The 13755-nt window shown below is 57.1% G+C and carries 10 protein-coding genes; 3 read left to right on the forward strand and 7 right to left on the reverse strand.

The features are described 5' to 3' along the window. Positions 1 to 24: 24 nt before the first annotated feature. The 5 genes from WFM45_RS10420 to WFM45_RS10440 all read right to left on the reverse strand — a co-directional run bounded on the left by WFM45_RS10420 (position 25) and on the right by WFM45_RS10440 (position 6634). Positions 25 to 1158 carry a polysaccharide export protein gene (locus WFM45_RS10420; RefSeq protein ID WP_033632785.1) on the reverse strand — a complete coding sequence of 378 codons (1134 nt, stop codon included), beginning with the start codon at positions 1156 to 1158 and terminating at the stop codon, positions 25 to 27. A 45-nt stretch (positions 1159 to 1203) separates the two neighbouring features. Beyond that, positions 1204 to 2253: a UDP-N-acetylglucosamine--undecaprenyl-phosphate N-acetylglucosaminephosphotransferase gene (gene wecA / locus WFM45_RS10425; protein ID WP_033632784.1), complete on the reverse strand. Its 1050-nt coding sequence runs from the start codon at positions 2251 to 2253 to the stop codon at positions 1204 to 1206. Between the two features lie 173 nt (positions 2254 to 2426). After that, complete coding sequence (locus WFM45_RS10430; protein WP_015378203.1) at positions 2427 to 3389, reverse strand: NAD-dependent epimerase/dehydratase family protein; 963 nt, start codon at positions 3387 to 3389, stop codon at positions 2427 to 2429. A gap of 179 nt (positions 3390 to 3568) precedes the next feature. Next, a complete protein-coding gene (locus WFM45_RS10435) occupies positions 3569 to 4468 on the reverse strand; it encodes a winged helix-turn-helix domain-containing protein (RefSeq protein ID WP_033632783.1) in 900 nt (299 codons plus the stop codon). A gap of 771 nt (positions 4469 to 5239) precedes the next feature. Then, complete coding sequence (locus WFM45_RS10440) at positions 5240 to 6634, reverse strand: NarK family nitrate/nitrite MFS transporter (protein ID WP_004934679.1); 1395 nt, start codon at positions 6632 to 6634, stop codon at positions 5240 to 5242. 349 nt (positions 6635 to 6983) lie between these two features. Between WFM45_RS10440 and narX the strand changes: the two genes are divergently transcribed. Together narX and narL are read left to right on the forward strand one after the other, a co-directional pair. Beyond that, positions 6984 to 8768, forward strand: coding sequence for a nitrate/nitrite two-component system sensor histidine kinase NarX (gene narX, locus WFM45_RS10445; RefSeq protein WP_015378206.1), 1785 nt, complete (start codon positions 6984 to 6986; stop codon positions 8766 to 8768). A 10-nt stretch (positions 8769 to 8778) separates the two neighbouring features. Beyond that, positions 8779 to 9429 carry a two-component system response regulator NarL gene (gene narL / locus WFM45_RS10450; protein ID WP_033632781.1) on the forward strand — a complete coding sequence of 217 codons (651 nt, stop codon included), beginning with the start codon at positions 8779 to 8781 and terminating at the stop codon, positions 9427 to 9429. Here the strand turns inward: narL and WFM45_RS10455 are convergent. Beyond that, positions 9426 to 10937, reverse strand: a complete 1512-nt coding sequence (locus tag WFM45_RS10455; RefSeq protein ID WP_336955449.1) for a YchO/YchP family invasin — start codon at positions 10935 to 10937, stop codon at positions 9426 to 9428. The genes narL and WFM45_RS10455 overlap by 4 nt on opposite strands. 429 nt (positions 10938 to 11366) lie before the next feature. Here WFM45_RS10455 and WFM45_RS10460 point away from each other — a divergent pair, with 429 nt between their 5' ends. Continuing rightward, positions 11367 to 12035 (forward strand): prepilin peptidase, encoded by a 669-nt coding sequence (locus tag WFM45_RS10460; RefSeq protein WP_235363636.1) that lies wholly within the window; start codon positions 11367 to 11369, stop codon positions 12033 to 12035. On the opposite strand, the gene WFM45_RS10465 is transcribed toward WFM45_RS10460, so the two are convergent. Next, on the reverse strand, positions 12032 to 13642 hold the full coding sequence (locus WFM45_RS10465) for a hypothetical protein (RefSeq protein WP_060559803.1): 1611 nt from the start codon (positions 13640 to 13642) through the stop codon (positions 12032 to 12034). The two genes, WFM45_RS10460 and WFM45_RS10465, sit on opposite strands and share 4 nt — an antisense overlap. Between the last annotated feature and the right edge of the window lie 113 nt (positions 13643 to 13755).

Below are 13755 nucleotides of genomic sequence, written 5' to 3' on the forward strand. Positions count from 1 at the left end.
CTGTTCCTTATTCACCCTGCGGAGTTACCAGTTGCGCACGCGCAAGGTAGCCTCGCTGAGATCGTTAAAACTGCTGATGGTCGGCACCAGCTGGCTGATCAAACGGTTCCAGCGCGCGATAGGCGCCGCGGTGACGTACACGACGTCGTAAGGGTGCAGCTGAAATTCAGCGCCCATCGCCAGCGCGCTGGCGTCGGAGAGATCGAACTGATACAGCGTCGCCAGCCGCTGCGGGGGATTGCCGCCGCTCGGCCGGATCACGAACACCCCGGTCGCATCCGCCACCGTCTGGCTGATCCCTTCGGAAGATCCGAGGGCTTCGGTCAGGGTCATGCCGCTGCGATCCATCTTCAGCGTCGCTTGCTTGCCCACCTCGCCCATCACGAACACTTTCAAGTTGTCATTGCGCGGAATGTAGAGGATGTCGCCCGGCTGCAGCAGCGCGTTCTGGCTGATGTCGCCACGCTGCATCAGCGCCTGCAGCGAGATGGCCCGCTCTTTGCCCTGATGGGTCAGCACCACGTTGCGCCAGTCGGCATTGTCCGTCAGGCCGCCGGCGGCGTTGATCGCATCCAGAATGGTCAGCGGCACGTTGGTGATCGCCTGCTGACCGGAGGTTTTCACCTCACCGGTCACATAAGCCTTCTGCGAGCGGAACGCGGCGATGCTGACATCCACCTGCGGGCTTTCCACATACTGCGCCAGACGGCCGGCGATCAGGCTGCGTACTTCGGTGACGGTTTTACCCACCACCGCCACGCGCCCGATATAGGGGTAAAAGATCGTGCCATCCGCATGCACCCAGTTACCGGTGTCGCTGGCGCTGCGATATTGCCCGGCCGGCGTGGTCAACTCGGGATGATCCCAGACGGTGACGTTCAACACGTCGCCGACGCCGATACGGTATTGGTAGCTCTGCAACCGCTGATCCAGTGCTGGATTCGGCTGGGCGACCGGTTCAATACGCCGCATTTTCTGCAGCAGCATCGGTGACATGCGGTAGACCTGTACCTGGCTGTTCAAATCGAAATCGTCGTCTTGTTGCACGACGATGGCTTTTCCGCTGGTCGGTAAATGTGAGCCGGGAACCACCGTACAACCGCTCAACAACGCGGAGGTGAAGGCCAACGGCATCAAAAGAGGCAAATGAAAATTCATGGAAGTACCGTGATAAACGGGCTGCTGCCGCAGCCCGTGAGAGGATTAACGCCCGACGGTTGGATTATCGCTGAGCATCGTCGCCTGACGCGGTTCGCGCAACATGGCGAAATAACCGCAAAAACAGAACAGAAACGCCACCAGCATCAGGCTTTCCTGCAGCTGCAACACTTCACTGCAAATGCCGATGCAGGCCAGCGTCACCGCCAGCATGGTGCTCATCGCCAGTGCCTGACGCGCATTGAGCCCGCGACGCATCAGAATATGGTGCAAATGATCGCGGCCCGCTTTGAAGGGGCTTTGGCGGCGCAACAGGCGGCGCACCATCACGGTCACCATGTCCATCAGCGGAATGGCGATCAGCCACAGCGCGGTGACCGGGCGCATTACCGCCTGCTGCCCCTGCGTCGCCAGCAACACCAGCCACAGCACGCTGAAGCCGATCACCATGCTGCCGGCGTCCCCCATAAAGATTTTGTTACGCGCGCCGAACAGGCTCAGGTTGAACAGCAGATAAGCCGCCAGCGCGACGATCATGCCCAGGCACCACAGCGCCAGATCTTCCCGGCCACCCAGTCCGAACACGATAGCCAGCGCAACAAAGGTCACGCAGGACAAGGCGCCCAGTTGCCCGTCGATGCCATCCACCATGTTGTAGGCGTTGATCGCCCCCCATACCGCCAGCGGCGTGAGTAGCAACGCGCCATAACCGAGCATCACTTCCTGATGGCCCCAGGCATGGCCCAATGAGGAAAGCTGCATCCCTGCCGCCAGCATCATCGCCAGCGCGATCCCTCCCTGCACCATGACGCGCGGCGCCACGGGCAGATCAAAGCGGTCATCAAGTACGCCCAACACCACCAGCGCCGTGATGCACAGCAGGTAGACGGTGTTGTCGGGCAGCCAGTCGGGTTGCCACAGCGTCATCAGCATCAGCGTCAGGTATACGGCGATGCCGCCGACCAACGGAATATGTCCCAGATGTTGCTTGCGCGCATTGGGCTTATCCACTAATCCCACCGTCAAGGCGACCCGGCGGGCAATAAGGATCCACGCGACCGCCAGCACAAATATCACGCTCAGTTGATATAACATCGTTCCTCCAGCGAATAAGCACGCTACCGCCCTTGAGTTACAGCTCCCAATGCGCTATTAACAAAAACAAAATTGATCCTGCCAGGATATAAGTCAGCATGAATTTATCCTGAAAAATACAGATTTATCCGCTTGTCGGCGGAATAATCAAATAACGTCAGCGTGCGATTAAGTTATCTATCAGAAAACTCATGTTTAATGGTTCTTTCGATTGCCGAATCAAGTTCAACAGGCGCCACGAAATTATTTTTCACATTACTTTTAAACTGCGTTCTGGCGCAGAATTTCTGTACTCTGACGCGACTGATTGGGAATTTTTTGCGACTTATTTTACTCACAACATCCAATGCGGTTGCGCCGCATATGCCTACGGCATAAGGAATGCGAATCGTCTTATTTTCTCTCCCCAATGAAGAGGAAATTACGTCAACCAATTGATTCATCGTAAAGTCCGGTTTATCGACGTAGTTGCTGACCTGATAACTTGACTGTTGATCCAGCGCATATTCCAGCCGCGCGGCAATATTTTCAACGTAGGCCATCGACTTCATATTATTGCCGCTGCCAATCATCACGAAACGTCCGCTGGCGATCTGACGGAACAGGTTATACACGTTGCCACGGTTGCCTTCGCCGAATACCACCGTTGGGCGGATGATAGTCAACCGATTTTCCTCATCGGCCTTGCGCCAGGCTTCATAAACGTATTCCGCCTCAAGCTTGGACTTGCCGTAATGGTTGAAAGGCTCGAAACGTCCTTCTTCGCCGGTCTCCTGTTTGACGAAGCCGTAAACAGCGACCGAGGAGGTGAAAATGATTTGACGGATATTCAGGGCGGAGGCGGTCATGCAGACATGGCGCGCGCCTTCGACATTAACCTGATAATAGAGCGAAATAGGATCGACATTGTCCTGATGCTCCGCCGCCAGATTAATGATGGCGTCGCAGCCCGCCAGCGGTTCTTGCAAGGTCTGGGGTTGCGTCACATCGCCATACTGATAAAGGGATGGAAAATGTGCACTGGGTTGCTTATCGACGATGACCAATGTCAGATCATCGCGCTTACTGAGACGTTTCGCCAGGCGTGTTCCGATAAAACCGGAACCCCCGATAATAGCTACTTTACGCTTATCCATAATTTGTCACTCAGCAGGTTCTCATTATTCCCGTCACCCGATTGGGACAGGACGCTAATACGCGTTAGGTAATGAGTTCCAGACTGGACAAATCGAACCTGGCTTTCAAATAACAAATAATGAAATAAAAGATTTCATCAAATGTAAAATTATCGCTATAGATAAAACCTCATTCAGCGCTAATTTTTAACATCGTAAGCAACTTGATATTGCAAGGTTTTATTCGGCAATATAAGATTAATCCGACCCTTACCGGTGGACGAAGAGGTCTCATATTTTACCGGCAATTTCAGCTGGCCTTGCTTAGGATCGACACATTCGATGGTCGCCTGCTCCATGCTCTCGCCCTGGTACAGGCAGAACAGAGTTTGCGGGCTGTTGGTATGAGGGTTATTCAGCGTCAGCGTCAACACCACACGCGTGTTGTTCTGAATATCATTGATCACCGGGGGGCGAGTTTGGTTGCCAAGCACGTATGAAAAATGTGAAATAACCAGCAAAGAGGCGAATACCGTCAGGTATTTCACTACACGGCTGGCGGGCATGCTGAAAAAGCGACGCGCCGCCGCCGACTTTTTTTCACGCGCCGGTTCTTTGGATGACTCCACCGTTGCAACAGGCGCAGCAACCAGCGTCGATTTATGCGGCTTATCTATTTTTTCATCGTTTGTTTCAGACGACTCACTTTCACTTTCAGAAAGTTCCGCTTGAATATTAACACCAATATCTTCACCGCCATTTAATATATCATCATCAGCGTAGTCTTCATCCTCGGATATAAAGTGAAAAGCCGCTTGATTTTCCACCTTGTAACCCAAACGAGGAATGGTTCTGATAAGCGTGTGTTCCGTATCGCTAATCTTTTGGCGAATAGATTTAATTGTTTGATTTATCGTTGAATCTGAGCAATAGGTTCCTTTCCAGATATTTTCTATAATTTCCGTTCGGGTAACCAGTTCTGGCGATCTGGCGACAAGCAGCGAAAGAATTTGATACTCCTTCCAACGCAGACGAAATTTCTCCCCGGCAGGAGTCAGAACATCTAGATTCCTAATCTTTATTCTTTTATCAAGATTCACTTTTAATTTCCTTAGCGTGCCTGTCCTGCACACTTTGTATAGAAATATCAAAAAATGTTCAAGAAATTAAATGTAAACTCAACAGGTTGCATTCATCGGATATTGGCCTTTATAAAAATTTTCTGATTTCATTTTTTACATTAGGCCATATTAAGGATGTTCCGTTTATCCAAATGACTCTTTTTCCCTGTTGGCAACATGGATTTCTTTCATGGTTACCGTAAAATTCAAATGAACACCTCATTGATTTAAAAAGAAAAAACTAACTATGTTGTTCGATTGTTAATCGAATGAAATTGTGAAATTTCATTCTTATCCGTGAATTCATGGTGTTTTCCCACCTAATCTGATTGTCAGATAGACTACAAAAAGCCGAAAAAAACAGAATGAGAGTTATCTGATTTAACCCCGTTACACATTCCACTCGGTGTGTGCTGCATCTAAGACAAAATCCTATTACTGATTTTATAACAATCGCACTAATTATGCTTTGCCCTCCCGGAAATTTCATTTAATCTGCGAAAAAACATTAACGCCTTAATGTAAGAATACTCTCAATAAAACGAAAAAAACGTGCAAATAATATAATCCGTTTTGGCGAAAACATTCTCACATTGAGAGATAGTGCTATAAAAAAAGAAAAAAACGGCAAGCGAAGATGAGAATTTTACCTAAAGACAGAAAATTTCACTGAGGAGGCGAGGAGAGATGACTCGGAATGAGAGAAATATCCCTCCCCTGGCGGGAGGGATTGAGAAAGCAGTTTGATACTCAGGCCTTTTTCTTGCGGCCATACACCGCCCAGGTGATGACCACACACAAGATATAGAACACCAGGAATACTTTCATTGCCCCCGCCGGCGAACCGGTCAGCGCCAGCGAGGTACCGAATGCCTGGGGAATAAAGAAGCCGCCTGCAGCGCCGATCGCCGAGATAAAGCCCAATGCGGCGGCGGAGTCCGTCACCGCTTCACGCTGTGCGCTTTCGTCACTGCCGCCGGCCGCTTTCACGCGATCGACAGTGATTTTACGGAAAATGACGGCGATCATTTGGAAAGTCGATCCGCTGCCCAGCCCCGCCGTGAGGAACAGCACCATAAAGATGCCGTAGAAGGCGATGAACGAACCGCCCTCGCCCGCCGTCGGCAAGGTCAGGAACAACAGCGCGGCGAACACGGCCATCACCACAAAGTTGATCAACGTCACCCGCACGCCGCCGAAACGGTCAGACAGCGCGCCGCCGACCGGCCGCGCCAGCGCCCCGAGGAACGGCCCGAAGAAAGCGTAATGCAGGATCACGACCTCCGGAAATTGCGTCTTCGACAGCATGGCGAAGCCGGCGGAGAAACCGATGAAAGAACCGAAGGTCGCGAGGTACAGCAAACTCAGCATCCATAAATGCCCACGTTTGAGCACTGGCAGTTGCTGGCGCAGCGATGCCTTGGCCGCCGCCAGATCGTTCATGCCGAACCAGGCCGCCAAGGTGGCAACCAGCAGGAACGGTACCCAGATCCAGGCGGCGTTTTCCAGCCACAGCTGCCCCCCTTCTGCCTGATCTTGCGCCGTGCCGCCAAACAGACCAAACAGGCTGAAAGAGATCGCCAGCGGCGCGACCAGTTGCATGACGCTGACGCCCAGATTCCCCAACCCGCCGTTGAGACCCAACGCGCCGCCCTGACGCGCTTTCGGGAAGAAGAAGCTGATATTGGCCATGCTGGAGGCAAAGTTGGCGCCCGCAAAACCGCACAGCAGGGAAATGATGACGAACACGCTGTACGGCGTGCTGCTGTCCTGCACCGCGAATCCCAGCCACAAGCACGGCACCAGCAGGAAGCAGGTGCTGATAGCGGTCCAGCGACGGCCGCCAAACAGCGGGATCACGAAGGAATACGGCACGCGTAAAATAGCGCCCGAGACCGACGGCAGCGCTGTCAACAGGAACAGTTGATCGGTGGAAAAGTTGAAGCCAACCTTGTTCAGGTTGACCGCAACGGCGCTGAACAGCATCCAGACGCAGAAGGCCAGCAGCAGACAGGGGATGGAAATCCACAGGTTGCGGGTGGCGATGCGATGGCCACGCTGCTGCCAAAAGGCGCTGTCTTCAGGATGCCAATCCTGAATCAGCGCACCGGTTTTCTTTGATGAAGGCGTTGCAAGTTGCGACATAAAAACCTCAGACACGGGGGATTATTCCGACACCCTAGGGGGCGGCCCCGGCGGCAAAGTTGATGTATATCAACCCGAATGCAAGTAGTTGGCGGCACAAATAGCGCCTTCATCCCCTTAGGGGTACGTTCCGGATAAAAATTAAATCATTTATAATCAATAAATTATAATCAACCACTTCGTCATCCTCACCGCTTCGCCGCCCCGCTGGAAACTAATGGGTACTTCATTCGAGGTATGGGGTTATGCTCAGGGATAATCAAAAATACGGCTGAATCGTTACTTGTTTACCCCATCGCCGCCTTCGCCCCTGAGCTTCTGCGGCGCCAAATGCCAGGAATCCGCGCTTATGAAACGCCTGTTGGCCCCGCTTTCGATCGTGAATCAGGTCGCCCTGCTGATGTTGCTGTCGGGCATTCTGGGCGTGGCCGGCATGGGGATTTCCGCCTGGATGTCGCAAAGCATTCAGGGCAACGCGCATGCCATCAACAAGGCCGGCTCGCTGCGTATGCAAAGCTACCGTCTGCTGGCGCAGGTGCCGCTGGATGAACGGCATGAAGCGTTGATCCGCGAACTGGAGCGCGACGAAAACAGCCCCGACCTGCAGCGTTCAGTGGAACAGGAAGGGTTGACGCAACCTTTCGACACCTTGCGCGACTACTGGCAACAGACCCTGCAACCTCGCCTGCGCAGCGCGCAGCGCCCGGCCGACGCCGCGCCGCAGGTGGCGCACTTCGTGCAGCTGTTGGATAAGCTGGTCTCGGATATCGACAGGCAAACCGAGCGCCGCCTGCTGATGGTGACGCTGGTGCAGGCCGGCTTTATCGCGCTGACCCTGCTGCTGCTGATCGGCACCACCTGCTACCTGCGCCGCCGGTTGCTGCATCCGTGGCGGCAGCTGGTGGAAATGGCGTTGGCGGTGGGCCGCGGCGACTTTAGCCGCCGCTTCGCGCAGCGCGGCCATCAGGATGAAATGGCGTCGCTCGGCGGCGCGTTGAACACCATGTCCGACGAACTGTCGGCCACCTACAGCGGGCTGGAGCAGCGCGTAGCCGAGAAGACCGCGGACCTGCAGCAAAAAAATCAGATGCTGAGCTTCCTCTATCGCGCCAGCCGCCTGCTGCACGCCAGCGAGCCATTGTGCAGCCGCCTGACGCCGCTGCTCAACCAACTGCAAATCCTGACGCCGCTGCGCGCCATTCAAGTGCGGCTGTATGAAAACGACAGCCGGGAGCCGCTGCTGCAGCTGAGCGGTAACCAGCCGTTGCGGCCGGAGCATTGTCATAATCCGGTGTGCAGCGCCTGCCTGCACGACAGCGACCGCCAGCATCCCGACAACCCGTCGCTGAGCTGGAGCCTGAGTGACAAACTTGGCGACTATGGCGTGATCGTGGCGCAACATGCGCCGCAACAGCCGCTGAACGATGAGCACCGCCAGTTGGTCAACACTCTGGTGGAGCAACTGACCAGCGTGCTGGCCATCGAACGTCAGGTAGACCACCAGCAGCAGCTGATGCTGATGGAAGAACGGGCGGCGATCGCCCGCGAGCTGCACGACTCCATCGCCCAATCGCTCTCCTGCCTGAAAATGCAGATCGCCTGCCTGCAGATGCAAGGCGAAACGCTCTCGTCCGCCAGCCAGGCGCTGGTGCAGCAGATGCGCGAAGAGCTGAACGGCGCCTATCGCCAGCTGCGCGAGCTGCTGACCACCTTCCGCCTGCAGCTGACCGAACCGGGCCTGCTGGCGGCGCTGCAATCGACGGTAGCGGAGTTCAATCCCAAACTGGGTCTGAACATCAGCCTCGATTACCAACTGGGGCCGCGCACGGTGCCCGCCTACCAGGCCATTCATCTGCTGCAGATCGCCCGCGAGGCGCTCAGCAACATCCTTAAGCATGCCGCCGCCAGCGAGGTGAGCATTCAGGTCATCAACAAACGGGGCGAAGTGACCCTGAGCGTATGCGATAACGGACGCGGCCTGCCGGCCGAAACATCCCGCCCCGACCATTACGGCTTGATCATCATGCGCGATCGCGCCAAGAGCCTGCACGGCCGTTGCGACATTTTACCGCGCAGCGGCGGCGGCACCGAGGTGCGAGTCAGCTTCACGCCGGATAACCACGCCATCGACTAACGGAGACACCATGACGACAGAAACCGCCGCCACCATCTTACTGATCGACGACCACCCGATGCTGCGCAACGGCGTAAAACAGCTGATTGGCTTGGACGCTCGCCTGCAGGTCATCGCCGAAGCCAGCAACGGAGAACAAGGGGTCACGCTGGCGGAGCAGCACGATCCGGATCTGATCCTGCTCGACCTCAACATGCCCGGCATCAACGGGCTGGAAACGCTGGATCGTCTGCGCCAGACCGACCTGTCGGGGCGCGTTGTGGTGTTCAGCGTGTCCAACCATGAAGACGACGTCGTCAGCGCGCTCAAACGCGGCGCCGACGGTTATTTGTTGAAAGACATGGAGCCGGAGGATCTGCTGAAGGCGCTGCATCAGGCGGCGGCCGGGCAGATGGTGCTCAGCGAAACGTTGACGCCGATCCTCGCCGCCAGCCTGCGGGAAAACCGCCCCAGCGCCGATCGCGATATTCAGCAATTGACGCCGCGCGAACGGGATATTCTGAAGCTGATCGCCCAGGGGCTGCCGAACAAGCTGATCGCCCGCCGCCTGACCATCACCGAAAGCACCGTCAAGGTACACGTCAAACACCTGCTGAAAAAGATGAAGCTAAAATCCCGCGTCGAGGCCGCCGTGTGGGTGCTGCAGGGCAAAAACGGTTAGTCGCCGCCGTACAGCGGCCCGGTTTGCGCCGGGATCGGCGGCGGCGTCAGGGTTTTGATCGGCGGCAGGCCCGCGTCATCACCGGCGGTCGCCGTCAGCGGCGGCGCCAATTTCAGCTCTATCCAGTTGGACGTCACGCGCTGCTGTTTATCGTCCTCCAGCGTGACCGATAGCCGGTAGCTGTTGGCGGCGCCCGGCGCATCGTCCCACGGCGGCACGATCGCCGTCCAGCCCTGCGGATCGTTGGCGTTGTGCGGCGGCGTCAGGCTCAGCGCCTGCGTATCCCCCTGCCAACTGACGTGAGAAATCCCGTTCAATGCCTTGATTTCCAGCACCAGCGGCACGGTTTCCCCCGCCTGCAGGCTCCACGGCGGCGTGGCGAGGAACACCTGCAGCGTTTTGCGCTGGCGGAACTCCAACACCGGCACGTTCTTGCGTTCGATAGGATCGTAGCGGCTGCCGCGCAGCGACTTGGCCTGCGCCACATACTCCGGCGAAATCTGCTTCACCAACGGCACCCCGAGCCGATAGCTCAGCGCCAGCTCGATCTGATCCTGGCTCTGCCCGCCCGCGCCAATCTTATGCAGCGCCTTCATCGTCACCAGCGGCACCGGGGTGTAATTGAGCCCCAGCTGCATCGCGCGCGGATCGTTTTGTTTTTTGCCGCTGCCGAACAGATCGACATTATCGCCGAGATACTGCTCATAGCTGAGCGAACCGCCGATCTGGCGATAAAACGGCAGATAGCCTTGCGTCGTAATGTCGTAACCGCGCGCCGGGCGGCTGAAAAACACGCCATCGCCAGGCTGTTGCGCCAGCGCCGACAGCGGGTAGTAATAGTTGGTGGAGAAACGCAGGTAGTCTCCCCAGGCCTCCGCGCCGACGCTGCCGCGATTGCGCTGCCGGGCGAAATCGCTGTCAAGCGCCGTGTTGTACCCCAGCAGCCAGTCACCGGCGATCCAGCGCTGCCCCAGCGCGAAATTACCGAGCGCCCCGGCGCTTTGCTGTAGCCAGCCGATCTGGCTGTAGGTCAGCAATCCGTCGACGTCGTACAGCGGGCTGAATAACTGCCCGTTGCTGCCGGTAAAGTCCCCCTCACCGGTCATCTTCAGCGATAATCGGGCGGTGCCCAGCGGCGACAACAGTTCCTGCGCCTGCTGTTGCAGCGCGCCGGTCGCCTGGCCCAGCAGATAATCCTCGGCGCGGCTGCGCATCTGCTGACGGGAAACGTTATTCAGATCTTTTTCGCCGAACTGCTTGGCCATCTCGGCCCACTGCTTCTCGCGCGCGGCGTCATCGGGCGCGCCGCCCAGTTCGGGCAAGTTCGCCGCCGGATCTGCGGCGGCCGGTGCGGAAGAGACAACGCTCTCCGGCGCCGGCGGGGATTCGGCACAGGCGGGCGCCGCGCCGGCCAGCCACACCAGCGCCCCGGCCAGCCACGCCGTCTGGCGTCGGCGCCAGAGTCGTTTTTTAGTCTTGATGAGTACTGCCTGAATAACGTCTTTCATGACACCGTTGGCTTCCCTCCTTCCTGGAGCACGCCAACCCACTGCTTTGCTGTCGCCTTTCCCGCGGCAGTTCTGGAAACCCTACGCCCCGTCCAGGCCGGGGCGCCTCTCCCTTAAAGTCTAACGGCTTGACGAACAGAAACAATAGGATAAACCCCAATCACTCCCCAGTGACGCCGTCACTTACGCCATTTGCCGATCCATTCCGGCCGCCAGGTGAATTCACACCATTTCAGCACCGATTTTGCCGATAAAAAGCGCAACACCCCACTGCTGCGCGCCTCCGCGCATGACATTGCCTCACTCTGCAATACGTGAAGTGGCGATGCGTACAACTGCGCATTCCTCACAGCCCACCGCATTTCACCCCGATGAAATACGCATTTTGCCGTTATTTTAAACATCTATTTCACGACTGACGGAGCCCCGATGTTTCTTTCCTTACTGTGGCCCGCGCTGTTTTTCACCGCGCTGCTGTCGGCAGGTGCGGTCGCCTTCACGCTCATCACCCGATTGGAGCGAACGGCGGCCGTGCGCGCCAGCCCACCGAAATTGCGCCGCCGTAGCCTGCTGCTGACGGCCTTCGGTTTGGCGTTGACGGCGCTGCCCTTCGACCTGCCGGCAGCACACCGGCTGTGGTTGCCGCCGGCCGCGGCGATGCTGATCGCCCTGGCCTGGCTAGACTGGCGCCACCGCTGGTTGCCGGACCGGTTAACCCAGCCGCTGCTGTGGGGCGGGATGCTGTGCAATCTTGACGCTCGCTGGGCGACGCTGGGCGACGCGGTTATCGGCGCTGCCGCCGGCTACGGGGGGTTGTGGCTGCTCAACGCGCTTTATCGGCAGGTGCGGCGGCGTAACGGCATCGGCCAGGGTGATTTCAAACTGCTGGCGGCGCTGGGCGCCTGGCTCGGTTGGACGATGCTGCCGCTGCTGGTCTGTCTGGCGGCCATGTTCGGATTAGGCATGGCATTGACGCGCGGCCGCCGCAACCGCCGCGCCTGGCGAACGCGGCAACCTTTCGGCATCGCCTTGGCGGCCGCCGGCTGGCTGTTGCTCTTGATGGACGCCGGCCAGAACGCGCCGGCGTTATTCGGTTAGTTCTTCAGTGTCTCGATCAGCCGATTGAGCAATCCGGCCACTTCCGCAGTGCTGGCCGTTGTCGGATTGGCCAGTGGCTGGATCACCGCGAGCCTGGTGGTGGATAACACCTCATCGCTGCGGATTTCCAACGCATCGGCGGGTGGCGTGCTCAATGAAACGCCGTCCGGCCGCCAGTAGCTGCCGCGCGTAGTCTGCACCTGATAACTGCCAAAGCCGAAATCTTTCTCGACGCGGTAATATATTTCGCAGCTTAACGGCCCGGTGCGCCGCAACATAAAGGCGCCCTTCGCGCTATAGCTGCCTTTATTGACGACAAAGGCGGTCGCCTGCGAAGACAGATCGAACGTGATATATAAATCGCACGCCAGCACCTTGGTGCTTACACCCTGTTGCAGAGTAATGCGCGTTGTTGGTTGCCGATCCGGCGCGGTCAGGGTGCCTAAAAAAGTCCACGATTGCTGTTTCGAGATATTGCGCGGCAAATGGTTGCTGGTGGCGGAAGGGGCAATTCCCCGCTCGCCCAGACTGTACATCGCTTCGACCCCGCTTAAAAACGACGTAACGTCGACGGTGCTTTTGCCGGCCACCGGGACGCCGCCGTTGTATACGTTACTGAAGGTTACCTCGGTATTGTTGCTGCAGGCGGCGATCGCCGCCGGGAACGGCGTCTTAGAACCGCTGTAAAGAGTCAACTGACCGATGTCCCAACGAGATTCGTTGATGAATCGGCACAACACGCTCCCGCTCTCCACATTCTGCGCGTCCTGGATATTGATATTGCCTATCGTGCCCTGGGCAAAGTTGGTGGACAACACGCTGACATTGGCGGCGCGCTGCGTGTTGCGGTTCTCGCAACCCAACGAATTGATCGTGCCGTTAAAATCTTTGAACGAGTAGATATCGCCGATGCAGTCATCCGCAGCCAACGAGCCGATAGTAGAGTAAAACCCTGAAATTCTGAACGCAGTCCCCTTGGCACGAGCGGCGTAGAGGCCGTCTATAAAATTGGTGGTGCCGGACTTGTCCATCCACAGCACCCCATCGCCCGGGCGATTGGCGTTTGCCTCCATCTGCACGTTCACCAGCCAGTTAATGAACATGTCGCCCGAGACAAACAGCGAATAACCGCCGACCTTGGTGTAGATGTCGCGAATATCAAACTTCGTCATATTGCGATCGCTGAACCACACGCCGTGAGTGTCGTCTACGCCGGTATCATCCCGCAACGTCAAGCCGTGCAGCGTCAGATTGGCGAAGCCTTTCACCACGATCACCGCTTTCTTCGTTTCGCCCTGTTCGTTGGTGTAACTGCTGTCCGCCGTCTTGACAATTTTGGTCGCCCGTCCCAATCCGACCACCCGCAACCCGATGCCGCCGTAGATGTCCGTTGTCGTCTGAATGAGTACGTGTCCGGCGACCGTATACACCCGCTTCCCAAGGGACAGCGTACCACCGGCTTGCAGCGCCGCCGCCGCCGCTTTGTTGATCGCCGGCCCCCAGTTGCTTCCGTCGCTGTCCTGATAAAACTGTTCCGGCGTAACAACCTCACCGGTGGCGAACAAGGTTGCTGCGCGCGATCCTGAAGCGTTTTCGTTATTGTCCATAATATCTCCTGACGTGATGTGTCCGCATCATTGCGGACGGCCGCGGTGAAAGGCGTAAACAACGCCGCCTTTCAGTGCCAATCTATCACCGTCATATGAGCGTGTTATGAAAT

The organism is Serratia sp. KG1D (assembly GCF_037150675.1).
GTDB classification, from domain to species: Bacteria; Pseudomonadota; Gammaproteobacteria; order Enterobacterales; family Enterobacteriaceae; genus Serratia; species Serratia nematodiphila.